Origin of the sequence: Streptomyces sp. NBC_01306, assembly GCF_026340465.1 — a bacterium.
Classification (GTDB): domain Bacteria; phylum Actinomycetota; class Actinomycetes; order Streptomycetales; family Streptomycetaceae; genus Streptomyces.
The window spans coordinates 4,974,863-4,997,889 of record NZ_JAPEPC010000001.1; the positions used below are offsets into that span (position 1 = coordinate 4,974,863).

Annotated in this window: 17 protein-coding genes and 1 pseudogene; 8 read left to right on the top strand and 10 right to left on the bottom strand. The window is 70.3% G+C overall.

Features of this window, described 5'->3' with window-relative positions; genetic code table 11:
* Positions 1-55: 55 nt before the first annotated feature.
* From OG385_RS21930 to OG385_RS21940, 3 genes are all read right to left on the bottom strand, one after another.
* The gene (locus OG385_RS21930) at positions 56-1,906 is read right to left on the bottom strand and encodes a glycoside hydrolase family 3 protein (protein WP_266856871.1); all 1,851 of its coding nucleotides are present in this window, start codon (positions 1,904-1,906) and stop codon (positions 56-58) included.
* Between the two features lie 284 nt (positions 1,907-2,190).
* Positions 2,191-2,985: a sugar phosphate isomerase/epimerase gene (locus OG385_RS21935; protein WP_266856872.1), complete on the bottom strand. Its 795-nt coding sequence runs from the start codon at positions 2,983-2,985 to the stop codon at positions 2,191-2,193.
* Positions 2,986-3,150: 165 nt separating this feature from the next.
* Positions 3,151-4,212, bottom strand: coding sequence for a LacI family DNA-binding transcriptional regulator (locus tag OG385_RS21940; protein WP_266856874.1), 1,062 nt, complete (start codon positions 4,210-4,212; stop codon positions 3,151-3,153).
* 172 nt (positions 4,213-4,384) lie between these two features.
* Here OG385_RS21940 and OG385_RS21945 point away from each other — a divergent pair, with 172 nt between their 5' ends.
* From OG385_RS21945 to OG385_RS21970, 6 genes and pseudogenes are all read left to right on the top strand, one after another.
* Entirely contained in the window at positions 4,385-5,536 is a 1,152-nt protein-coding gene (locus OG385_RS21945; RefSeq protein WP_266856875.1) for a Gfo/Idh/MocA family protein, read from the top strand.
* A 5-nt stretch (positions 5,537-5,541) separates the two neighbouring features.
* A complete protein-coding gene (locus OG385_RS21950) occupies positions 5,542-6,726 on the top strand; it encodes a dihydrodipicolinate synthase family protein (RefSeq protein WP_266861059.1) in 1,185 nt (394 codons plus the stop codon).
* A gap of 32 nt (positions 6,727-6,758) precedes the next feature.
* A complete protein-coding gene (locus tag OG385_RS21955) occupies positions 6,759-7,556 on the top strand; it encodes a sugar phosphate isomerase/epimerase (RefSeq protein WP_266861061.1) in 798 nt (265 codons plus the stop codon).
* Positions 7,557-7,913: 357 nt separating this feature from the next.
* Positions 7,914-9,323, top strand: a complete 1,410-nt coding sequence (locus OG385_RS21960; protein ID WP_266856877.1) for a family 2B encapsulin nanocompartment shell protein — start codon at positions 7,914-7,916, stop codon at positions 9,321-9,323.
* 92 nt (positions 9,324-9,415) lie between these two features.
* Positions 9,416-10,534: pseudogene (locus OG385_RS21965) on the top strand (family 2 encapsulin nanocompartment cargo protein terpene cyclase); the annotation flags it as partial.
* A 15-nt stretch (positions 10,535-10,549) separates the two neighbouring features.
* Positions 10,550-11,428 carry a geranyl diphosphate 2-C-methyltransferase gene (locus OG385_RS21970; RefSeq protein ID WP_266856878.1) on the top strand — a complete coding sequence of 293 codons (879 nt, stop codon included), beginning with the start codon at positions 10,550-10,552 and terminating at the stop codon, positions 11,426-11,428.
* Positions 11,429-11,714: 286 nt separating this feature from the next.
* Here OG385_RS21970 and rbsD read toward each other — a convergent pair whose 3' ends face one another.
* The 5 genes from rbsD to OG385_RS21995 form a co-directional block, all read right to left on the bottom strand.
* Positions 11,715-12,104 carry a D-ribose pyranase gene (gene rbsD / locus OG385_RS21975; protein WP_266856880.1) on the bottom strand — a complete coding sequence of 130 codons (390 nt, stop codon included), beginning with the start codon at positions 12,102-12,104 and terminating at the stop codon, positions 11,715-11,717.
* Positions 12,101-13,006 carry a ribokinase gene (locus OG385_RS21980; protein WP_266856882.1) on the bottom strand — a complete coding sequence of 302 codons (906 nt, stop codon included), beginning with the start codon at positions 13,004-13,006 and terminating at the stop codon, positions 12,101-12,103. Before OG385_RS21980 ends, rbsD begins: the two co-directional genes overlap by 4 nt.
* A gap of 74 nt (positions 13,007-13,080) precedes the next feature.
* Complete coding sequence (locus OG385_RS21985) at positions 13,081-15,057, bottom strand: substrate-binding domain-containing protein (RefSeq protein ID WP_266856883.1); 1,977 nt, start codon at positions 15,055-15,057, stop codon at positions 13,081-13,083.
* The gene (locus OG385_RS21990; RefSeq protein ID WP_266856885.1) at positions 15,047-16,606 is read right to left on the bottom strand and encodes a sugar ABC transporter ATP-binding protein; all 1,560 of its coding nucleotides are present in this window, start codon (positions 16,604-16,606) and stop codon (positions 15,047-15,049) included. The genes OG385_RS21985 and OG385_RS21990 overlap by 11 nt, the downstream gene beginning before the upstream one ends.
* On the bottom strand, positions 16,603-17,751 hold the full coding sequence (locus OG385_RS21995; protein WP_266856887.1) for a LacI family DNA-binding transcriptional regulator: 1,149 nt from the start codon (positions 17,749-17,751) through the stop codon (positions 16,603-16,605). The genes OG385_RS21990 and OG385_RS21995 overlap by 4 nt, the downstream gene beginning before the upstream one ends.
* Before the next feature lie 200 nt (positions 17,752-17,951).
* Between OG385_RS21995 and OG385_RS22000 the strand changes: the two genes are divergently transcribed.
* A complete protein-coding gene (locus OG385_RS22000) occupies positions 17,952-20,222 on the top strand; it encodes an ATP-dependent RecD-like DNA helicase (protein ID WP_266856889.1) in 2,271 nt (756 codons plus the stop codon).
* A 133-nt stretch (positions 20,223-20,355) separates the two neighbouring features.
* Positions 20,356-21,654, top strand: coding sequence for a citrate synthase (locus OG385_RS22005; RefSeq protein ID WP_266856891.1), 1,299 nt, complete (start codon positions 20,356-20,358; stop codon positions 21,652-21,654).
* A 630-nt stretch (positions 21,655-22,284) separates the two neighbouring features.
* Here the strand turns inward: OG385_RS22005 and OG385_RS22010 are convergent.
* Entirely contained in the window at positions 22,285-22,626 is a 342-nt protein-coding gene (locus OG385_RS22010) for a heavy-metal-associated domain-containing protein (protein ID WP_266856893.1), read from the bottom strand.
* Positions 22,627-22,762: 136 nt separating this feature from the next.
* Positions 22,763-22,954 (bottom strand): AlpA family transcriptional regulator, encoded by a 192-nt coding sequence (locus OG385_RS22015; RefSeq protein ID WP_266856895.1) that lies wholly within the window; start codon positions 22,952-22,954, stop codon positions 22,763-22,765.
* Positions 22,955-23,027: the final 73 nt, after the last annotated feature.

Here is a 23,027-nt window from a genome sequence, read left to right on the forward strand (position 1 = left end):
CGTTGCCGGTGGGCCAGTCCTTCCGATGGGCCCAGTCATTCCGGTGGGCGGCGGATCAGTACGTCAGGCCGTGCCCCACCGGATACAGCACCTTCGTGGGATCGTCCGCGCGCTGGACCGGGACCGGCAGCACACCGCGCGGCGAGACCCGGCCCGCGATCACCCGTGCCGCCGCCCGGAGTTCGACGTCCGTCCAGCTGTAGGTGGCGAGCGCGGCCCGGACTCCGGAGAGCTGCGCGATGTCGTACGGATTGCGGATCGAGATCTGCACCACCGGGACCTTGGTGGCGACCAGCGCCGCCACCAGCTTGGACTGCGCGTCGCCCGCGGCCACGTCGTAGGTCCCGACGATCACGGCGCTCTTGCCCGCCGCCGCGGCCACCGCGTCGGCGATCAGGGAGGCGGTGGGTGCGCTGCCGGTCGGGAGCACCGTGGTGGTGAAGCCGAGACCGGTCAGCTCCTTGCCGAGCACGGTCGTCGGCGGGCCCGTCGTCCCCGAGGGCGACGCCGGGTCCGGGCCGACGATCAGCAGGCTCCGGGCGCTGCGCCGGGAGAGCGGCAGCAGCCGGTCCTGGTTCACCAGGAGGGTGGTGGTCCGCTCGGCGATCCGGTCGGCCGTCGCGAGATGGGAGGGGATGCCGACCGTCTTGTCGATCCGGACCTCGGCCACGTACGGGCTGCTGAAGAGCGCGCGCCGGTCCTTGAGCCGCAGGATCCGCAGGATCGATTCGTCCAGCCGCTCCTCGGTGAGCTCCCCGCTCTTCACCGCGTTGAGCACCGCGTGCCAGGCGGTGTCGAGGTCCGGCGGATTCAGCAGCTGGTCGACACCGGCCTTGAGCGCGAGGACCGGCACCCGGTCGTCGCCGTACTTGTCCCGTACGCCCTGCATACCCAGCGAGTCGGTGACGACGACGCCGTCGTACCCCAGCTCCTGGCGGAGGATGCCGGTGAGGATCGGCTGCGACAGGGTGGCCGGATCGTTGCTCGGGTCCAGTGCGGGGAACTGGATGTGCGCCGTCATGATCGCGTCGATCCCGGCGGCGACGGCGGCCTTGAAGGGCGGGGCGTCGATGCTCTCCCACTGTGCGCGGGTGTGGGTGATGACCGGGATCCCGGTGTGGCTGTCGACCGCCGTGTCGCCGTGGCCGGGGAAGTGCTTGGCGGTGGCGGCGACCTGCGAGCTCTGGTACCCCTGCACCTCTGCGGCGACCAGCCGGGCCACGGCGGCCGGTTCGGAGCCGAAGGAACGGACGCCGATGACCGGGTTGGCGGGGTTGACGTTGACGTCGGCGTCCGTCGAGTAGTCCTGCCGGATGCCGATCGCCCGCAGTTCCGCCCCGGAGATCCGGCCGACCGTACGGACGTCATCGCGCGAGCGCCCGGCGCCGAGCGCCATCGCGCCCGGGAAGAGAGCGGCCGGATAGCCCACCCGGCAGACGATCCCGTGCTCCTGGTCGGTGGCGATCAGCAGCGGTACGGGGGTGTGCTGGGCGAGACCGGCGCGCTGGATGCCGTTGGAGAGGGCGGCGATCTGGTGCGGGTCGCGGGTGTTGTGCGCCCAGCTGAAGTAGATGATGCCGCCGACGTGGTACTTCGCGATCAGCTCGGCGGCGGTGCGGACGCCGATCTCTTTCAGGTTGGCGTCGATGTCGGCCTGGTCGGGCGCGGTGGCGGAGTGTCCGTACACCCGCATCACGAAGAGCTGGCCGACCTTCTCCTCGATGCTCATGCGGCCGATGAGCTGCTTGAGCTGCCGGTCGTGACCGCTGGGGCCAGGACCGGGGCGGTGGGGATCGGGGCGGCGGGGATCGGCGTGTGCTGTGGCGCCGGTGGCGCCCGTGGCTGCTGCGGCGACCGCGACGGCGGTGGCGGTGAGCAGAGAGCGTCTGGAGGTGCGGTACTGCACTGGTGCCCCTTCCGGCCATGCTGCGCAAGGAAACTGAAGGAAACTTCCAAGCAGCACCGATATCCGGAAAGTAACTGTCAGGTCAAGGGTGCGGGCCGGATCGGGGCGGCATTGGCCCGTTTGGCAGCAAGCCGGCCCGGCCCGGACGCGGACCGTCCGCCCGGCGGGTGGCGGACGGTCCGGGCCCTGGCCGGTTCGTGGTGCTGGTGGCCGTCGTGACCGTCGTGACCGTCGTGACCGCCGTGCCCGTCGGCCAGGTCACCTGGTGCCACGGCAGGGGACAGTCAGGCCGCGGTCCCGCCCGCCAGCCGTTCCAGATACTCCCGACCCGCCGTCAGCAGGCCCGGCAGCTCGGCCGCCTGCGGATACCAGCGCTTCTCGTACTCCCAGCAGAGCCACCCCTGGCCCGGGGCGAGCAACTCCACGCACTCGGCGAGCGGCAGCACCCCGGCGCCGAGCGGCAGCGGGGTGGTGTCCTCGGCCGACGCGATGTCCTTGACCTGTGCGTAGCCGAGATGCGGCGCGAGGACGGCATGGCTGGCCGCCGGGGACTCGCCGCCCAGCCAGGTGTGCATCACGTCCCAGAGGGCACCGACGTTCCGGTGGCCGACCGGGCCGAGCACCCGGGCGGCGTCGGCACCCGTGCGGTGCGAGTCATGGGTTTCGAGGAGGATCCGTACGCCCTTGTCCGCCGCGACTTCGGCGGCCGCTCCCAGTCTGCGGGCGGCGGCCGCGTCGGCCTCGGCCGGCTCCTGGCCGCCACCACCGGGGAAGACGCGGACGAACGGGGCGCCGAGGTCGGCGGCGAGGAAGACCAGCTCGGCGAGGTCGCCCTCGATCTCCTTGTCGTCGCCGGGCGCGGCCACCCGTACGTATCCGGCCACCCCGAGGATCTCGACGCCGCCGCCGGCGAACTCCTCGACCGCCGCGGCCCGTTCCCGCAGTCCGGTGCCGGGGTGCAGCGCCTCCTCGGCGTGGGCGCGCAGTTCGACCCCCTGGTAGCCGCTGTCCGCTGCGAGCCGCACCACGTCCGGGACGGTCATTCCTGGCACTCCGAGGGTGGAGAACGCGAATTTCAACGCACTGTTCCTTCCTGAAGGCTGAGAGGTGCTGGTGCTGATGCCAGCACATCATTGGTACACGTGACGTGTTCCCGGTAGCCCGCCTCGCGGGCGGGTCCGCTCACCGCCCCGGCCGGCGCACGGCCGGACCCGTCACCGCACGCCCCGTCACCGCACGCCCCGTCACCGTCCGGGCGGAGCCGTCGACGCCCGGGTGACCAGTTCGCCGCGTACCACCGCGACCCCACCCTTCGGCACCGCCTCGCGGCCCATCGCCAGCCGTCCGGCCCGCGCCCCCGCCTCGTACAGCGGCAGCCGCACCGTCGTCAGCGCCGGTACGGCGTCCACCGAGAACGGCAGATCGTCGAAACCGGCCACCGAGACGTCCTGAGGAATCCGCAGCCCCTTCTCCCGCAGCGCCGCGCACGCCCCCAGCGCCACTGTGTCGTTCGCCGCCACGATCGCGGTCAACCCCGGCTCTCTGCCCAGCAGTTCGAGGGTGGCGTGGTAGCCGGAGCGGCGGTCGTAGGGGCCGTGGACCGTGAGCGCCGCCCGGCCGTCGGGCAGGCCGGCCGCCGCCATGGCCAGCCGGTGGCCCGCCAGGCGGTCGCGGGTCGTCGTCCGTTCTGCGGGGCCGGCCACGTAACCGATCCGCCGGTGCCCCAGGGTCAGCAGATGCTCGGTGAGCCGCTGTCCGCCGCCCCGGTTGTCGAAGGGCAGCGCGGTCACCGTGGACTCGCTGCCGGGGATCGACGGGCGCCCGCAGAGCACCACACGCGTCCCCGCGCCGGTGAGTTTCGCGAGCTTCGCGGAGACCGCCGCGGTGTGCTCCGGGTCCTCGATGGCGCCGCCGGTCAGCACGACCGCGGCGGCGCGCTGGCGCTGGAGGAGCGTGAGGTAGGTGAGTTCGCGCTCCGGGGAGCCGCCGGTGTTGCAGACGACCGCCAGCTTCTCGCCGCCCGCGCGCCCGCTGCCCTCCTGGCCGCTGATCTCCGACTGGGCGGCGCCCGCCATGATGCCGAAGAACGGGTCGGCGATGTCGTTGACCAGGATGCCGACCAGGTCGGACGTGGCGGCGGCGAGTGAGCTCGCCGGGCCGTTCAGTACGTAGTCCAGCTCGTTCACGGCCGCCAGCACGCGCTCCCGGGTGGCCGCCGCCACCGGGTAGTTGCCGTTGAGCACCCGGGACACCGTCGCCGGGGACACCCGTGCGCGGGCCGCGACATCCGAGAGGGTCGCCGTCATCTCTGCCTCCGTGTCACTCGCCCGCGTCTCCTGTCATGTGGTCGCGGCCCGTGCGCCTGTCCGCGCCTCTTGCCCGCGCCTCTTGCCCGTGCCTCTTGTCGGGGCCGGTGTGCGCAGGTTAGCTTCTTACCGCGTAGAAAGCGCTTGCTATGACCGTGTGGAGGGACCTTTCGTGACACGTAAGACAGTGCGGATCGCCATGAACGGCGTGACCGGCCGGATGGGCTACCGCCAGCACCTGGTGCGCTCCCTCCTCGCGATCCGCGAGGAAGGCGGCCTGGACCTCGGCGACGGCACGGTGCTCTGGCCCGAGATCGTCCTGATCGGCCGGCGTGAGCACGCCCTCCGGGCGATGGCCGAGAAGCACGGGCTCGACCACTGGTCCACCGACCTCGACGCCGTCCTGGCCGACCCGGCCGTCGACATCTACTTCGACGCCCAGGTCACCTCCGCCCGTGAAGAGGCACTGCGGAAGGCCATCGCCGCCGGGAAGCACATCTACACGGAGAAGCCGACCGCCACCGGCCTCGACGGCGCGCTGGAGCTGGCGCGGCTGGCCGGGGCCGCCGGGATCAAGCACGGCGTGGTCCAGGACAAGCTGTTCCTGCCGGGCCTGCTGAAGCTCAAGCGGCTCATCGACGGCGGCTTCTTCGGCAAGATCCTCTCCGTCCGGGGCGAGTTCGGCTACTGGGTCTTCGAGGGCGACTGGCAGGAGGCGCAGCGCCCCTCGTGGAACTACCGGGCGGAGGACGGCGGCGGCATCGTCGTGGACATGTTCCCGCACTGGGAGTACGTCCTGCACGAGCTGTTCGGCCGTGTCACCTCCGTACAGGCGCTCGCCACCACGCACATCCCGCAGCGCTGGGACGAGCGGTCCGAGCCGTACGAGGCGACCGCCGACGACTCCGCGTACGGAATCTTCCAGCTGGAGAGCGGTGCGGTCGCCCAGATCAACTCCTCCTGGGCGGTGCGGGTCAACCGCGACGAGCTGGTCGAGTTCCAGGTCGACGGCACGGAGGGCTCGGCCGTGGCGGGACTGCGCAACTGCCGTGTACAGCACCGCAGTTCCACTCCGAAGCCGGTCTGGAACCCGGATCTGCCCGCCACTCACGCATTCCGCGACCAGTGGCAGGAGGTCCCGGACAACGGCGACTTCGGCAACGGCTTCAAGGTCCAGTGGGAACTCTTCCTGCGCCACATCGCGCTCGACGAGCCCTACCACTGGGACCTGCTGGCCGGTGCGCGCGGTGTGCAGCTCGCCGAGCTGGGGCTGAAGTCCTCCGCCGAGGGCCGCCGTCTCGACGTTCCGGAGATCACGCTGTGACCATCCTGCTTCCGGGCACGGGCACGGGCACGGGCACGGGCACGGGCGGGGACGCCGGCGGTACGTACGCCTACACGCCCCGCACCGAACCCGCCGCGTTCACCGTGGGCGGCGCGCCGCTCGCCTCCCGTACCGTCTTCTCCGCCGCCCACGTCGTCGCCGACCCGTGCGCCGATGTCTCGCCCGACGGTCCGCCCGCCGTCGACTGGGACGCCACCCTCGCCTTCCGCCGCCACCTCTGGTCCCACGGACTCGGCGTCGCGGAGGCCATGGACACCGCGCAGCGCGGCATGGGCCTGGACTGGCCGGTCGCGGCGGAGCTGATCCGCCGGTCGGCGGCCGAGGCCAGGTCGGCGGGCGGTGCCGTCGCCTGCGGCGTCGGCACCGACCAGCTCCCGCCCGGCGAAGTGACGCTGAACCAGGTCGCCGAGGCGTACGAGGAACAGCTCACCGTCGTCGAGGAGACCGGTGCGCAGGCGATCCTGATGGCCTCGCGCGGGCTCGCTGCCGCCGCGAAGAGCCCCGACGATTACCTGGAGATCTACGGGCAGTTGCTGCGCCAGTGTGCCGAACCGGTCATCCTGCACTGGCTCGGCCCGATGTTCGACCCGGCGCTCGACGGCTACTGGGGTTCACCGGACCTGGATGCGGCGACCGACACGTTGCTGGAGGCCATCGCGGCCCACCCGGACAAGGTGGACGGCATCAAGGTGTCGCTGCTCGACGCCCGACGCGAGGTGGAGCTGCGCCGCAGGCTCCCCGACGGGGTCCGCTGCTACACCGGGGACGACTTCAACTACCCCGAGCTGATCGCGGGTGACGAGCGCGGCTTCAGCCATGCCCTGCTCGGCATCTTCGACCCGCTCGGCCCGCTGGCCGCCGAGGCGGTCCGCGTCCTGGACACCGGGGACAGTGAGGGCTTCCGCGACATCCTGGACCCCACCGTCGAGCTGTCGCGTCACCTCTTCCAGACCCCGACCCGCTTCTACAAGACGGGCGTGGTCTTCCTCGCCTGGCTGGCCGGACACCAGTCGCACTTCACGATGGTGGGCGGCCTCCAGTCGGCGCGCTCACTGCCGCACCTGGCGCGGGCGTACGAACTGGCCGACCGCCTCGGCCTCTTCCCCGACCCGGCGCTCGCGGAGAGCCGGATGAAGTCCCTGCTCAGTGTGTACGGAGTCGCCCAGTGACCGCGGACCTCGCCCGCTTCAGCATCAACCAGATGACCGTGAAGCAGCTCAGCCTTCCCGAACTCGTCACCGCCTGCACCGACTTGGGCGTTCCGGGGATCGGGCTCTGGCGCGAACCGGTCCAGCAGTACGGAGTGGAGGCGGCAGCCGCACTCGTACGGGATGCCGGCCTGAGCGTCACGACGCTCTGCCGGGGCGGGTTCCTCACCGCGACCGATCCGGCCGGGCGGGCGGCGGCGCTGGCGGACAACCGTACGGCGGTCGACGAGGCGGCGGCGCTGGGCACGGACACCCTGGTGCTGGTCTCGGGCGGCCTCCCGGCGGGCTCGAAGGATCTGCACGGGGCACGCGAGCGGATCGCGGACGCGCTGGCCGAACTGGGCCCGTACGCGGCCGAGCGCGGTGTGCGTCTCGCGATCGAGCCGCTGCACCCGATGTTCGCCGCGGACCGCTGCGTGGTCTCGACCCTGACCCAGGCCCTGGACCTGGCAGAACGCTTCCCGGCCGACCAGGTGGGCGTCGCCGTGGACACCTACCACATCTGGTGGGACGACCAGGCGCCCGCGCAGGTGGCCCGTGCGGGCGCCGGCGGCCGCATCTGCACGTTCCAGCTGGCGGACTGGACCACCCCGTTGCCGGCGGGCGTCCTGAACGGCCGCGGCCAGATCGGCGACGGGTCGGTCGACATGCGGGAGTGGCGGGAGCGGGTGGACGCGGCCGGGTACACGGGACCGGTCGAAGTGGAGCTGTTCAACGAGGAGCTGTGGGCGCGGGACGGCGTGGAACTGCTGCGGGAGACCGCTGAGCGGTTCGTGCGGTACGCGCTGTAGCCGACCGCGGACCGGCGCCGCAACAGGCCAGAAATACAGCGAGGGGGCACAGCAAGAAGGGCGACCAGCCGGCTGGTCGCCCTTCTTGCTGTGCCCCCTCGCTGTGACCCCTTCCGCTGTGTCCCTCCCTCACATTGCTCGTACTGTCCGAATTTCGTCGGTCACCCGATAAACCTGATGCGGAGCGAGATCGCTGCATCGAAGTAACTCGGCTGTCTCTCCGGGCGGGTTGGGCGAAGAGGCCGTTACCGTTCTCGTGGATCTGGACGGATTACCTGCGATTCGCCCCCTTCGTTCCTCTTCCAGCGTTCGGCGCGCGTGCGCCGAACGACGCCGTCGCAAAGGAGAGCTCGCCTGATGACCGTTGAGACCGGCCCGGAAGCACAGCTGGAGCCATCCCCGCAGTCCAGTCTGAGCACGGCGGCTGCCCGCAACCTCGCCACCACGACCAAGTCCGCCCCGCAGATGCAGGAGATCACCTCGCGGTGGCTGCTGCGGATGCTCCCCTGGGTGGAGACCAAGGGCGGCACCTACCGGGTGAACCGTCGTCTGACCTACACCGTCGGTGACGGGCTCATCGAGTTCGTCCAGGACGGTGCCGGAGTCCGGGTGATCCCCCGCGAGCTGGGCGAACTGGCCCTGCTGCGCGGCTTCGACGATGTCGGCGTGCTGACCGCGATCGCCGACCGGTGCGTCCAGCGCGACTTCCGCGCGGGCGAGGTGCTGGCCGAGCGGGGGAACCTCGCCGAGCAGATCCACCTGGTCGCCCACGGCCGGATCAAGCAGACCTCCGCGGGCAAGTACGGCGACGAGGTCTCCGTGGCCCTGCTCGCCGACGGCGACCGGTTCGGGGAGAACGCCCTTCTGGACACCGACGCGAGGTGGGACTACACAGCCACTGCCGAGACCTCCGGCACCCTCCTCACCCTGTCCCGCGCGGATTTCGACGCCGTGGTGTCCGGCGCGCCGGGTCTCCAGGCCCACCTGGAGCAGTTCGGCTCGCTCGCTCTCCGGCCGCAGACCCGGCACGGCGAGGCCGAGATCGCGATGTCGGCCGGCCACACCGGCGAAGCCGTGCTGCCGGGTGCCTTCGTCGACTACGACCTCAACCCGCGCGAGTACGAACTCTCCGTCGCGCAGACCGTTCTGCGCGTCCACACCAGGGTCGCCGACCTCTTCAACGGGCCGATGAACCAGACCGAGGAGCAACTCAGGCTCACCGTCGAGGCGTTGCGGGAGCGCCAGGAGCACGAGCTGATCAACAACCGGGAGTTCGGTCTGCTCCACAACGCCTCCTTCAAGCAGCGGATTCAGACCCAGTCGGGACCGCCCACCCCCGACGACCTCGACGAGCTGCTCTGCCGCCGCCGCGGCACCAAGCTCTTCCTCGCCCACCCCCGGACGATCGCGGCGATCGGGCGCGGGTTCAACGCCTGCGGGCTCTACCCGGACCACGTCGACCTCGGCGGCCAGCAGGTCCCGGCCTGGCGCGGGGTTCCGATCCTGCCCTGCAACAAGATCCCCATCAGCAAGGACAACACCAGCTCGATCCTTGCCATGCGTACCGGCGAGGACGACCAGGGCGTCATCGGGCTGCATCAGACCGGCCTGCCGGAGGAGTACGAGCCGGGCCTTTCGGTGCGCTTCATGGGCATGAACGAGCAGGCGATCATCTCGTACCTGGTCACCACCTACTACTCCGCCGCCGTCCTGCTGCCCGACGCGCTCGGCGTGCTGGAGAACGTACAGATCGCCCGCAGGCCCTAGGGGCTGTCCGGCCCCCAGTCCCGGGACAGTCCACCCACCTGACCAAGGAGCTACGGATGCCCGATCCTGGGCCATCACTTCTGCAGCCGAGCGCTGCTCTGCAACGGATCCTGTGCGGCCCCAGCGGTCTGGGTACGGCGAGCCTGCACCTGGGACGGCGCGCGGAACTGCCGGCTCCTGCCGAGCCCGAGCCCGAGACCCAGCCCGGGACCGAGACCGAGGCGTCGGTGGAGGGCACCCCGATCCCGGGCCTCTACTACCACCCGGTGCCGCCCCCCGACCCGGCGCGGGTGGAGGAGGTCAGCCGGCGGATCAAGGTGTGGGCGGTGGACGAGGTCCAGGCGTACCCCCCGGAGTGGGAGGACCAGTTCGACGGTTTCTCCGTCGGCCGCTACATGGTCGCCTGCCACCCGGACGCGCCCACCGTCGACCATCTGATGGTCGCCACCCGGCTGATGGTCGCCGAGAACGCGGTCGACGACTGCTACTGCGAGGACCACGGCGGCTCACCCGTCGGACTCGGCAGCCGGCTCCTGCTGGCACACACGGCTCTGGACCCTCTGCACACGACGGGGGAGTACGCGCCGGAGTGGGCGGACTCGCTCCAGTCGGACGCGCCCCGGCGGGCCTACCGCTCGGCCATGGAGTACCTCTGCCGGCAGGCCACCCCCTCGCAGGCCGACCGGTTCCGGCACGACATGGCCCGTCTGCATCTGGGGTATCTGGCCGAGGCCGCGTGGGCCGAGACGGATCACGTTCCCGAGGTGTGGGAGTACCTGGCGATGCGCCAGTTCAACAACTTCCGTCCCTGCCCCACCATCACCGACACCGTCGGCGGCTACGAACTCCCCGCCGACCTGCACGCCCAGCCGGCCATGCAGCGGGTCATCGCGCTCGCGGGCAACGCCACCACGATCGTCAACGACCTTTATTCGTACACCAAGGAACTCAACAGCCCCGGCAGACACCTGAACCTGCCCGTGGTGATCGCCGAACGTGAGGGCGTCTCCGACCGTGACGCCTATCTCAAGGCGGTCGAGGTCCACAACGACCTCATGCACGGCTTCGAAAGCGAAGCCGCCGCGCTGGCGGCCGAGTGCCCCGTCCCGAGCGTGCTGCGTTTCCTCCGGGGAGTGGCCGCGTGGGTCGACGGCAACCACTACTGGCACCAGACCAACACCTACCGATACAGCCTGCCCGATTTCTGGTAAGGAGCGGACTTCACCATGACCAGCACCGAGCTCACCACTGACGCCCCCGTTTACATCCCGGGCCCGGCGTCGCCGTACCAGGGTGACATCGCCCGATACTGGGACCGTGAGGCCAGGCCCGTGAACCTGCGTCTCGGCGACGTCGACGGGCTCTACCACCACCACTACGGCATCGGCGACGTCGACCACGCCGCACTCGGGGACGCTCGCGACAGCGAGTACGAGAAGAGGCTGATCGCCGAGTTGCACCGCCTGGAGTCGGCACAGGCCGAAGTCCTCCTGGACCACCTCGGCCCCATCGGGCGTGACGACACGCTCATGGACGCCGGCTGCGGCCGGGGCGGTTCGATGGTGATGGCGCACCAACGGTTCGGATGCAAGGTCGAGGGCGTCACCCTGTCGGCCAAGCAGGCCGAGTTCGGCAACCGGCGTGCGCATGAACTCGGCATCGACGACCACGTCCACGCCCGGGTGTGCAACATGCTCGACACGCCCTTCGAGACGGGGCAGGCAGCGGGCTCGTGGAACAACGAGTCGAGCATGTACGTCGACCTGGACGACCTCATGGCCGAGCACTCCCGTGTCCTCGGGGTCGGCGGCCGCTATGTGACCATCACCGGCTGCTGGAACCCGCGTTACGGCCAGCCCTCGAAGTGGGTCTCGCAGATCAACGCGCACTTCGAGTGCAACATCCACTCCCGCCGGGAGTACCTGAAGGCCATGGCCGACAACCGTCTCGTACCGCAGGCCATCGTCGACCTGACGGCGGCGACGCTGCCCTACTGGGAGCTGCGGGCCACGTCCTCGCTGGTCACCGGCATCGAGGAGGCGTTCATCAACTCGTACAAGGACGGCTCGTTCCAGTACCTCCTGATCGCGGCCGACCGCGTCTGACCGGTCCACCGCCCGGAGAGCAGCCGATCCGGACAGCCGGAAAAATAACTCCCCGCATCCGTACAACCCTTGCCCCGTAACGGAAGTCGTAGGTGGCATCAGGGCTTCAGGGGGACGGATCCGGGGGGAAACGGGAAGCTCTGGTCAGGGGAGGGGAATGCGGAGGGGGCCCGGTCCGGTGGACCGGGCCCCCTCCGCACGCACTGCTCAGACCGGCACGTTCGGCTCAGACCGGCACGTTCTGTTCAGACCGGCACATCCTGAACAGACCGGCACTGGCTGCTGCTCAGAAGAAGACCCCGCACCGCAGCAGCACATTCGCGTACGGGCGTGCCTCCCCCGTGCGGACCACCAGGCGGGTGCCCGCCGACAGGTCCTTGAGGTCGTCGTGCGGGATCAGCCGCAGGTCCGGGAAGCGGGCGTCCAGCAGGTCCGCCGTCGCCGGGTTCGCCTCCCGTACCTCGTGGGCGGCTGTCGCGCCCTCCACGACCAGTTCCGCAAGCAGCCCGTCGAGCACCTCCGCGAACGACGGGACCCCGGCCCGGAACGCCAGATCCACCAGGCGGGGCCCGTCCGGGACCGGCATCCCCACATCGCAGATCAGCACACCGTCGCCGTGGCCCAACTCGGCCAGGGCGCCCGCGAGATGGCGGTTGAGGATTCCGGACTTCTTCATTCCGGCCGCACCTCGTCGGCGGTCGGGTAGGACTCCTGCGCGCCGGGCTTGGTGACGGCGGTCGCGCCCACCCGGGCGGCGAACGCGGCGGCCTGCGCCAGGTCCTCGCCCTGTCCCAGGCGCCAGGCCAGCGCCGCCGTGAAGGCGTCGCCCGCACCGGTGGTGTCCACCGCGTCGACCTTGAGGCTCGGTACGTGCGCGCTCGTCCCCGTACGGCCGTCGGCGACCAGTGCGCCCGCCGCGCCCAGGGTGATCACCACGGAGCGCGGCCCGAGTGCGAGCAGCGCCCGCGCCCAGTCCTCGGGGGAGTCGCCCGCCGCGTCGCCCAGCACCGTCCTGGCCTCGTGCTCATTGACCACCAGCGGGTCACAGGCCGCGAGGATCTCGTCGGGCAACGGCTGCGGCGGGGACGGGTTCAGTACGAACCGGGTCCCGTCGGGCAGTACCCGTACCAGCTCGGTGACCGTCTCCAGCGGAATCTCCAGCTGCGTCGACACCACCTTGGCCGCCTCGAACAGGCTGCCCGCCGCGCGGATGTCGGCCGGGGTGAGCCGGGCGTTGGCACCGGGGGAGACCACGATGCTGTTGTCGCCCGACGGGTCCACCGTGATCAGGGCGACACCGGTGGGTGCGCCGCCGACGAGGACGCCGACGGTGTCGACGCCCGCCGCGCGCTGGGACTCCAGCAGCAGCCGCCCGTTGGCGTCGTCCCCGACCCGGGCCAGCAGGGCGCTGCGGGCGCCGAGCCGGGCCGCGGCCACCGCCTGGTTGGCGCCCTTGCCGCCCGGGTGGATGACGAGGTCGGAGCCGAGCACGGTCTCGCCGGGCGCGGGGCGGCGTTCGACGCCGATCACCAGGTCGGCGTTGGCCGACCCTACGACCAGCAGGTCGTAGTCGTTCATATCAGTCCTGCTTTCGGAGTGGGCGGTCTTTCAGCGGCTCTCACCGGCGGCGGTGACAGGGCCGGTGGAGCCTGTCAGGAGAAGTCAGCGGCGTTCTTCTTGGTGACGACCTTGACCGGCACCTTCACCATGCTGCCGACCTTCTTGCCGTGCGAGGCCCTGACCGCGTTCTGCACGGCGAGCTTGCCCAGCTCAGCGGGCTGCTGCGCGACCGTGGCGTACAGGGTGCCCGCCTTGACGGCCTTGAGCCCGTCGGGCGTTCCGTCGAAGCTGACCACCGGGATCGACGTGCCCGCCTTGGAGCCGAGCGCCTTGATGGCGCCGAGGCCCATCTCGTCGTTCTCGGCGAAGACCCCGGTGAGCCCGTGGTTCGCCTGGAGCAGATTGGTCATGACGTCCAGGCCCTTGGTGCGGTCGAAGTCCGCGGGCTGCCGGGCGACGATCTTGATCCCGGGGTACGCCTTCATGCCCTCTTCGAAGCCCTGGCCGCGCTCACGGCTGGCCGAGGTGCCCGCGGTGCCCTGGAGGACGACGATCCGGCCCTTGCCGCCGAGCTTGGCCGCCAGGGTCTTCGCGGCGAGCTTGCCGCCCGCGATGTTGTCGGATGCGACGAGGGTCGCCGTGTCCGCCTTGTTGACGCCGCGGTCGGCCGCGACCACCGGGATGCCCGCCTTGTCGGCCGCGCGTACGGAGGGGGCCGCCGCGTCCGAGTCCACCGGGTTGATGATCATGGCCTTGACGCCGGCACTGGTGAAGTTCTCGATCTGGTTGGCCTGCTGGGAGGCGTCGTTCTGCGCGTCGGTGACGGTCAGGTCGACGTTCTCGGCCTTGGCCTCCTGCTGGGCGCCCGCCTTCATCTGGACGAAGAACGGGTTGTTCATGGTGGAGAGGGAGAGCCCGACCTTGGTCCGGCCACCCGACGACGAACCGGAGTTGAACCAGGTCACGGCGCCGACGACGGCCGCCACACAGACGACGGCGATGCCTGCCTGTGCCGCTTGCCTGCCCTTGCCGCCCGGCCCGCCGGCACCGGCACCCGCACCGGCCTGACCGGCACCGGAGCCCGCACCGGACCCGGCACGGCGGCGCAGCGTGTCCAGCAGGACGGCGAGCGCGATGACCACGCCGATCACGACCTGCTGCCAGAACGCCGACACCGAGAGGAGGTTGAGGCCGTTGCGGAGCACGGCCAGGATCAGCGCGCCGATCAGGGTGCCGGACGCCTTGCCGACCCCGCCCGCCAGGCTGGCCCCGCCGATGACGACGGCGGCGATGGCGTCCAGCTCGTACCCGTCGGCGGCCTGCGGCTGCGCGGAGGAGAGCCGCGACGCGAGGACGATGCCCGCGGCGGCGGCGAAGAGCCCGGAGAGCGCGTAGATGGCGAGCTTCTGCCGCTTGACCCGCAGCCCGGAGAGCCTGGCGGCCTCCTCGTTGCCGCCGATGGCGTACATGGAGCGGCCGATGTACGTACGGGCCAGGATCAGCGCGGTGATCAGCCCCATCGCGATCATCACGATGACCGGGACCGGCAGCCAGCCGCCGAGCGTGTCACCGAGCGAGGAGACCGAGCCGGGGAAGGCGATCGGGCTGCCCTGCGAGATGACCAGCGAGAGACCGCGGCCGATGGAGAGCATGGCCAGCGTCGCGATGAACGGCGGGAGTTTGCCGTACGAGATCAGTACGCCGTTGACCAGGCCGCAGGCGATGCCGGTGGCCACGGCGAGTATCACCGCGATCCAGACCGGTATGCCTTCGGAGGTCGCCGTCCACGCCAGCACGGTCGCGGAGAGCGCGGCGACCGAGCCGACCGAGAGGTCGATGCCCGCCGAGACGATGACGAAGGTGACACCGAACGCGAGGATCGCGGTCACGGCGGCCTGTACACCGACGTTGAGCAGGTTCTGAGTGGTCAGGAAGTCGCCGGAGAGCAGCGACATCGCCACCACCAGGACGACCAGGGCGCTGAGCGCGCCGTTGTCGAGCAGGATGCGGCGGACGACCGCAGAGGCGCCACTCGCGCCCGTATTGCTCTTGAGCGTGTCAGTGGTCACGGGAACCCTCTGCTTCCTTCACTTCGTTGTGGGAGGTTGCCGCGCTGACGGCGAGTGCCATCACCGCGTCCTGGGTCGCTTCGTGCGCGGGGAGTTCACCGGCGATCCGGCCCTGCGCCATCACCAGCACCCGGTCGCTCATACCGAGCACCTCGGGCAGATCGCTGGAGATCATCAGGACCGCGTGGCCCGATGCCGTCAGCTCGTTGATGAGCTGGTAGATCTCGACCTTGGCGCCGACGTCGATACCGCGCGTCGGCTCGTCCAGGATCAGGATCTTCGTGTCGGCGAGCAGCCACTTGCCGATGACGACCTTCTGCTGGTTGCCCCCGGAGAGCGTGCGCACATGCTGGCCGAGCCCGGCCATCCGTACGCCGAGCTGTCCGGCGACCCGGGCCGCGGCGGCCTGCTGGCCCTTGATGTCGACGAGGCCCGCGCGGGTGGCGGAGCGCAGCGTGACCAGGCCGAGGTTCTCCTCGACCGAGGCGTCGAGCAACAGGCCCTGGCCCTTGCGGTCCTCGGGGACCAGACCGATCCCGGCGCCCATCGCCGCGTTCACGTCGTGCCGGGGAAGCCGTCTGCCGATGACGTCGACGGTGCCCCTGTCGTACGGGTCGGCGCCGAAGACCGCGCGGGCGACCTCGGTCCGGCCGGCCCCGACGAGTCCGGCGATGCCGACCACCTCACCGGCCCGCACCTCGAAGCTGACGTCGTGGAAGACGCCGTCCCGGCCCAGACCGCGTACGGAGAGCAGCGGGGCCCCGGTGGCCTCGGTGCCGGGGTCCGCGGCGGCCGGACGCTCCCGGGGGTACTGCTGCTCGATGCTGCGGCCCACCATCAGCCGGACCAGTTCGTCCTCGGGGGTGTCGGCGGGCACCTGGTCGATGCTGCGGCCGTCGCGGATCACCGTGACGCGGTCGCCGAGCGCGGCGATCTCTTCGAGGTGGTGGGTGATGAAGACGATGCCGACGCCGTCGTCGCGCAGCGCGCGGACGAGCCCGAACAACTTCTCCACCTCGCCGGATGTGAGCACCGCGGTGGGTTCGTCCATGATCAGGACGCGGGCCTCCAGGCTCAGCGCCTTCGCGATCTCCACCATCTGGAGCCGGGCGATGCCCAGTTCGCGGACCTTGGTGCGGGGCGCGATGTCGAGGCCGACCCGGGCCAGCAGCCCGGCGGCGTCCTGTTCCATCCGGGCCCGGTCGATCATCCCGAAGCGGCGCGGCTGGCGGCCGAGGAAGATGTTCTCGGCGACCGTCAGATCGGGGACCAGGTTGAACTCCTGGTAGATCGTGGCGATCCCGAGCCGCTCGGCGTCCTGCGCGCCGTGGATCCGGACCTCGCGGCCCTCAGCGAAGATCTTGCCGCTGTCGGGTCGGTAGGCGCCGGAGAGCATCTTGATGAGGGTGCTCTTGCCCGCGCCGTTCTCGCCGAGGAGGACATGGACCTCGCCACGGCGCAGGTCGAAGTCGACGCTGTCGAGCGCGACCACTCCGGGGAAGGTCTTGCGTATGCCTTCGATACGCAGCAACTCGTCGGGGACGCTCACCGGTTGCTCCTGTTCGGCGTGGGGGCGGGGGACGGGGGTGCGGGGGGTGTCGTGGAGCCGGGTGCCGCGGCGGGGGGCGTGGTCACGGGCGTCGTACGGACGCCGGTCGTGGGCGCGGGAGTTGCGCCGGCGGGGGCCGTGGTCACGGGGCCCGGCGGCTCGCCGCACGAGCGGCGGACCACCAGCCGGGCGGGGAGGATCGCGGAGTGCGGCTCGCGGCCATCGAGACGGTCGATCAGCGCGCGTACGGCGGCCCGGCCGAGTTCGCCGGTCGGCTGGGCGATGGCGGTGATCGGCGGGTCGGTGTGCACGAACCACGGGATGTCGTCGAAGGCGGCCAGCGCGATGTCCTGCGGGATACGCAGACCGTGGGCGCGGATCGCGTCCATCGCGCCCAGCGCCATCAGGTTGTCGGCGGCGAAGATCACATCGGGGGGCTCGGCGAGCGCCAGCAGCCGGGTCGCCTCGCGGTGCCCGCTGCCGGCCTGGAAGTCGCCGTGCCCGATCCGGGCGTCGGGCAGCGGCAGTCCGTGCTCGCGCAGCGCCTCCCGGAAGGCGTCCACCCGCTCGCTGCCGGTGGTGGTCGTGGCCGGGCCCGCGATGATGGCGAGTCTGCGGTGGCCCAGCGCGTACAGGTGGGCGACCAGGTCGCGGACGGCTTCGCGCCCGTCGGCCCGTACGACGGGGACGTCCACGCCCGGGATCCAGCGGTCCACGAAGACCATCGGCACGCCGGCCCTGACCGCGTCGAGCATCAGCGGTGAGCCGCCGTCGGTGGGGCTGACCAGCAGACCGTCGATCCGGCGGTCGACGAGGGTGCGGATGTGGTGGTCCTGGAGGGCGGGCTGCTCGTCGGCGTTGCCGATGATCACGCTGTAGCCGTGCGCCCGCGCCTCGTCCTCGACGGAGCGGGCCAGCTCGGTGAAGTACGGGTTCAGCACATCGCTGATGACCAGGCCGAGGGTGCGGGTCTGCTGGGTCCGCAGCGACCTGGCGACCGCGTTCGGCCGGTAACCGAGGGCCTCCACGGCGGCCATCACCCGGGTGCGGGTGTCGGGCCTGACCGACGGATGACCGTTGAGTACCCGGGACACCGTGGCGACGGAGACCTCCGCGCCGGCTGCGACGTCCTTGATGCTCGCCATCGCTGGACCACCTCCTTGTGGGCCGCATGGAATCGATTACACGGGAGATTGGAATCGATTACATGGGTGGCGGTCAAGAGGAGTTCGGCATTCCGTAATCCGATCGTGACGGTGCGGCCGGGGCGCCCGGACGGTCACGCCCACCGGCCGGTGCCGCTTCCCCGTACCGGGCTGTCGGACCCCGGCGGTAACGTCGCACCATGTCCAACATGGCAGTGCTGGAAGGGGTCCTGGAGCGGATCACCTACGCCAATGAGGAGAACGGCTACACGGTCGCCCGCGTCGACACCGGCCGCAGCTCCGACCTGCTGACCGTCGTCGGCTCGCTGCTCGGCGCCCAGCCCGGCGAGTCACTGCGCATGGAGGGCCACTGGGGTTCCCACTCCCAGTACGGCAAGCAGTTCACGGTGGAGAACTACACGACGGTCCTGCCCGCCACGATCCAGGGCATCCGGCGCTATCTCGGCTCCGGGCTGATCAAGGGCATCGGCCCGGTGATGGCCGACCGGATCACCACCCACTTCGGCCTGGACACCCTCGACGTCATCGAGCAGGAGCCCAAGCGCCTCATCGAGGTGCCGGGGCTCGGCCCCAAGCGGACGAAGATGATCGGCGCCGCCTGGGAGGAGCAGAAGGCGATCAAGGAAGTGATGATCTTCCTCCAGGGGGTCGGGGTCTCCACCTCCATCGCCGTCCGGATCTACAAGAAGTACGGCGACGCCTCGATCTCGGTCGTGAAGAACGAGCCCTACCGGCTGGCGGCCGACGTCTGGGGCATCGGCTTCCTGACCGCCGACCGCATCGCCCAGGCGGTCGGCATCCCGCACGACTCGCCGGAGCGCGTCAAGGCCGGACTCCAGTACGCGCTCTCCCAGTCCACCGACCAGGGGCACTGCTTCCTCCCCGAGGAGCAGCTGATCTCCGACGCGGTCAAGCTGCTCCAGGTCGACACCGGACTGGTCATCGACTGCCTGGCCGAACTGGCCGCTGAGGAGGGTGTCGTACGGGAGCGGGTGCCGGGGCCCGAAGGCGGCGAGGAGCAGGTCACCGCGGTCTATCTGGTCCCCTTCCACCGGGCGGAGATCTCGCTCGCGTCCCAGGTGGTCAGGCTGCTGCGCACCGAGCAGGACCGGATGCCCGCTTTCCGGGACGTCGACTGGGAGAAGGCGCTGCACTGGCTGGCCGGGCGCACCGGCGCCGAGCTGGCGCCCGAACAGCAGGCGGCGGTCCGCCTCGCGCTCACCGAGAAGGTCGCGGTCCTCACCGGAGGTCCCGGCTGCGGCAAGTCCTTCACGGTCCGCTCCGTGGTCGAGCTGGCCCGCGCCAAGCAGGCCAAGGTGGTCCTCGCGGCGCCCACCGGCCGCGCGGCCAAGCGGCTCGCCGAGCTGACCGGGGCCGAGGCGTCCACCGTGCACCGGCTCCTGGAGCTGAAGCCGGGCGGCGACGCGGCGTACGACAGGGACCGCCCGCTCGACGCGGACCTGGTCGTCGTGGACGAGGCGTCGATGCTCGATCTGCTCCTCGCCAACAAGCTGGTCAAGGCTGTCGCGCCGGGCGCGCATCTGCTGCTCGTGGGCGATGTGGACCAGCTTCCGTCCGTCGGCGCGGGCGAGGTGCTGCGCGATCTGCTGTCGGCCACCAGCCCGGCGCCGAACGTCCGGCTGACCCGGATCTTCCGCCAGGCCCAGCAGTCCGGGGTGGTCACCAACGCCCACCGGATCAACTCCGGAGTGCACCCCATCACTCAGGGCCTGCCCGACTTCTTCCTCTTCGTGGAGGACGAGACCGAGGAGGCCGGGAAGCTCACGGTCGATGTGGCGGCCCGCCGCATCCCGCAGAAATTCGGGCTGAACCCACGCCGTGACATCCAGGTGCTGGCCCCCATGCACCGCGGCCCGGCCGGCGCGGGCACGCTCAACGGGCTGCTCCAGCAGGCGATCACCCCGGCCAGGCCAGGCCTGCCCGAGAAGCGGTTCGGCGGCCGGGTCTTCCGGGTCGGTGACAAGGTCACCCAGATCAGAAACAACTACGACAAGGGTGCCAACGGAGTCTTCAACGGCACGGTGGGCGTGGTCACTTCGCTCGATCCGGAGGACCAGAAACTGACCGTGCTCACCGACGAGGACGAGGAGGTGGAGTACGAGTTCGACGAGCTGGACGAGCTGGCGCACGCGTACGCGGTGACGATCCACCGCTCGCAGGGCAGCGAGTACCCCGCCGTGGTGATTCCGGTCACCACGGGTGCCTGGATGATGCTCCAGCGCAATCTGCTCTACACGGCCGTCACCCGGGCGAAGAAGCTGGTCGTCCTGGTCGGCTCCCGGAAGGCGATCGGCCAGGCTGTCCGCACCGTCTCCGCGGGCAGGCGGTTTACCGCGCTGGACCACAGACTGGCGGGAGGCGGCGCGGACGGCGGACCGTGGGAATCGTCACCCCGGGGTTCCGGAACCAGGGCGAACAGGGCAGGATAAGCAGGTTGGCGGCACTGAGTGCCGCCAAATAGCCCAACGGGCGACCCCGAGTGCACTCTGCTGAGCCAAGTGGGGGATGGTAGAGACAGTCAGGGCACCTCGAAGAAGAGGCACTACGTCGGTGAGGGATGACGTGAGCGAGAACGCTAACAAGGCTGTAGTACTGCGGTACGGCGATGACGAGCACACCTACCCGGTGATCGACAGCACCGTCGGCGACCAGGGCTTCGATATCGGGAAGCTCCGAGCCCAGACCGGGCTGGTCACACTGGACAGCGGATACGGCAACACGGCCGCCTATAAATCCGCGATCACCTACCTCGACGGCGAGCAGGGCATCCTGCGCTATCGCGGGTACCCGATCGAGCAGGTGGCCGAGCAGTCGACCTTCCTTGAGACGGCCTACCTGCTGATCAACGGCGAGCTTCCCAAGGTCGACGAGCTGGCGACCTTCAAGAACGAGATCACCCAGCACACGCTGCTGCACGAGGACGTCAAGCGCTTCTTCGACGGCTTCCCGCGTGACGCGCACCCGATGGCGATGCTGTCGTCGGTGGTCAGCGCCCTGTCCACGTTCTACCAGGACAGCCACAACCCCTTCGACGAGCAGCAGCGGCACCTTTCGACGATCCGCCTGCTCGCCAAGCTTCCGACCATCGCGGCGTACGCGTACAAGAAGTCGATCGGCCACCCGTTCGTCTACCCGCGCAACGACCTCGGGTACGTGGAGAACTTCCTGCGGATGACCTTCTCGGTCCCCTCGCAGGAGTACGTGCCGGACCCGGTCGTCGTCTCCGCGCTGGACAAGCTCCTCATCCTGCACGCGGACCACGAGCAGAACTGTTCGACCTCCACCGTGCGTCTGGTCGGCTCCTCGCAGGCGAACATGTTCGCCTCGATCTCCGCCGGCATCAGCGCGCTGTGGGGCCCGCTGCACGGTGGCGCCAACCAGTCGGTGCTGGAGATGCTCGAAGGCATCAAGCAGTCCGGCGGCGACGTCGACACCTTCATCCGCAAGGTGAAGAACAAGGAAGACGGCGTGAAGCTCATGGGCTTCGGGCACCGCGTCTACAAGAACTTCGACCCCCGGGCGAAGATCATCAAGGCGGCGGCGCACGATGTCCTCTCGGCCCTCGGCAAGGATGACGAGCTGCTCGACATCGCGCTGAAGCTTGAGGAGCACGCGCTGGCCGACGAGTACTTCGTCGAGCGGAAGCTCTACCCGAACGTGGACTTCTACACGGGTCTGATCTACCGCGCCATGGGCTTCCCGACCGAGATGTTCACCGTGCTGTTCGCGATCGGCCGGCTGCCCGGCTGGATCGCCCAGTGGCACGAGATGATCAAGGAGCCCGGCAGCCGCATCGGCCGCCCGCGCCAGATCTACACCGGTGAGGTCCTGCGCGACTTCACGCCGGTCGAAGGCCGCTGACGCCGTCAGGCCCTGACACTGGTGGACGCTGACACCGGCAGGCCGCTGATCCCGATGGATCACTGACCCCGGTCGTCAGCACAGCAATCGAAAAGCGCCCCGCCGCCGATCCCCCCACGGGTCGACGATACGGGGCGCTTCCCGTTTCCCCGGGCGGATTCCCCCCACGGGATCCGGTCCGGGCGTCTGTTGGGCGCGGATGCCACTCCGCGTACTGCTGCTGCCACGGCACGCGATCTGCCGGGGTACGTACTCGACGGGTGGGCCGCTCAAGCTCCCCGTAGCACGTGCCCCGGCCAACGCTTGCCCGGAACATCCCCCAAGATGTTCCGCCGGACGTCCCCCAAGACATCCTTGGCATCGTTCACTTAGACACTCGGGGCCCCCGAATGGTTACCCCCAAAATCCTGTGATCTAAGTCTCGTTGTGAACGTCCTGTGAAGGTACGCAATTACGGGCCGTTTGTCACTACGAACAGCGAAGAGTTGGCCATGGCAATACCTGCCGACAAGGCATCGGGTGGCCCGGTCACCAGAAGATCTCCACGTACGGGCGTGGATCGGGCCCGGTCGTCGGCGATCAAGGTCATCAGTGAACAGGGCCGTCACCGGCGATCGGCGGCGTCAGGGATCAGGCCCGGCCCACGACTTCGTATCCCGCCTCGCTCAGCACCGAGCGCACCGTCTGCTCGTCCAGCGGGGCGAGCGAGACCACGGTCACCTGTCCGGTGGCGGCGACGGCCGTGACACCCGTGACGCCGGACAGTTCGGCGAGTTCGAGCGAGACGGCGCCCTCGCAGTGCTCGGATGCCATCCCGCTCACCTGGTAGACGGCGGTGACCGCCCCCGCCTCCACGTCGCCGCCACCACCGCAGCACCCGCCGCCGCAGCAACCGGATTCGGGAGCGGCCTCGGCGGGCGGGCCGGACTGGGGGAGTCCGAGGTAGGCGGTGTTCTCTCGCTCAGCGGTCATGCTGCTCTCCTCTGGTGTACGGGTGCGCGTGTACCCATCCATGGTGCGCCTGGGGCTCCTGACGGCCACCGGGACCCGGGTGTCGCCGGTATCCGGGCCCCGGTGGCCGTCGGGAGCGTCGGCCTCTCCCGGGGAGTCAGCGGCCTCTGTTGCTGGGCCTGCGCGACACCCAGAGCCGGACGGTCTCCGCGTACCAGTAGGGCTTTCCGTTCTGCACCTCATCGGGTGGCGGGAGCAGTCCGTGTTTCCGGTACGAACGGACGGTGTCCGGCTGCACCCGGATGTGTGCGGCGATCTCCTTGTAGGACCAGAGCTTTCGGTCGGTCATGTCCAGCACCTCCCTGCCTGCCGCGCGACGCCGGCCGGAAGGCCGTCGGGGGAGTCGCGGAGCTGCGCATTGG

Excerpts from the sequence above, each read along its gene's own strand:
- OG385_RS21940 (WP_266856874.1), bottom strand. The coding sequence starts at position 4,212 with ATGACGGCGACCCTCTCGGATGTCGCGGCCCGCGCACGGGTGTCCCCG.
- OG385_RS21955 (WP_266861061.1), top strand. The coding sequence starts at position 6,759 with ATGACCGTGAAGCAGCTCAGCCTTCCCGAACTCGTCACCGCCTGCACC.
- OG385_RS21960 (WP_266856877.1), top strand. The coding sequence starts at position 7,914 with ATGACCGTTGAGACCGGCCCGGAAGCACAGCTGGAGCCATCCCCGCAG.
- OG385_RS21970 (WP_266856878.1), top strand. The coding sequence starts at position 10,550 with ATGACCAGCACCGAGCTCACCACTGACGCCCCCGTTTACATCCCGGGC.
- rbsD (WP_266856880.1), bottom strand. The coding sequence starts at position 12,104 with ATGAAGAAGTCCGGAATCCTCAACCGCCATCTCGCGGGCGCCCTGGCC.
- OG385_RS21980 (WP_266856882.1), bottom strand. The coding sequence starts at position 13,006 with ATGAACGACTACGACCTGCTGGTCGTAGGGTCGGCCAACGCCGACCTG.
- OG385_RS21995 (WP_266856887.1), bottom strand. The coding sequence starts at position 17,751 with ATGGCGAGCATCAAGGACGTCGCAGCCGGCGCGGAGGTCTCCGTCGCC.
- OG385_RS22000 (WP_266856889.1), top strand. The coding sequence starts at position 17,952 with ATGTCCAACATGGCAGTGCTGGAAGGGGTCCTGGAGCGGATCACCTAC.
- OG385_RS22010 (WP_266856893.1), bottom strand. The coding sequence starts at position 22,626 with ATGACCGCTGAGCGAGAGAACACCGCCTACCTCGGACTCCCCCAGTCC.
- OG385_RS22015 (WP_266856895.1), bottom strand. The coding sequence starts at position 22,954 with ATGACCGACCGAAAGCTCTGGTCCTACAAGGAGATCGCCGCACACATC.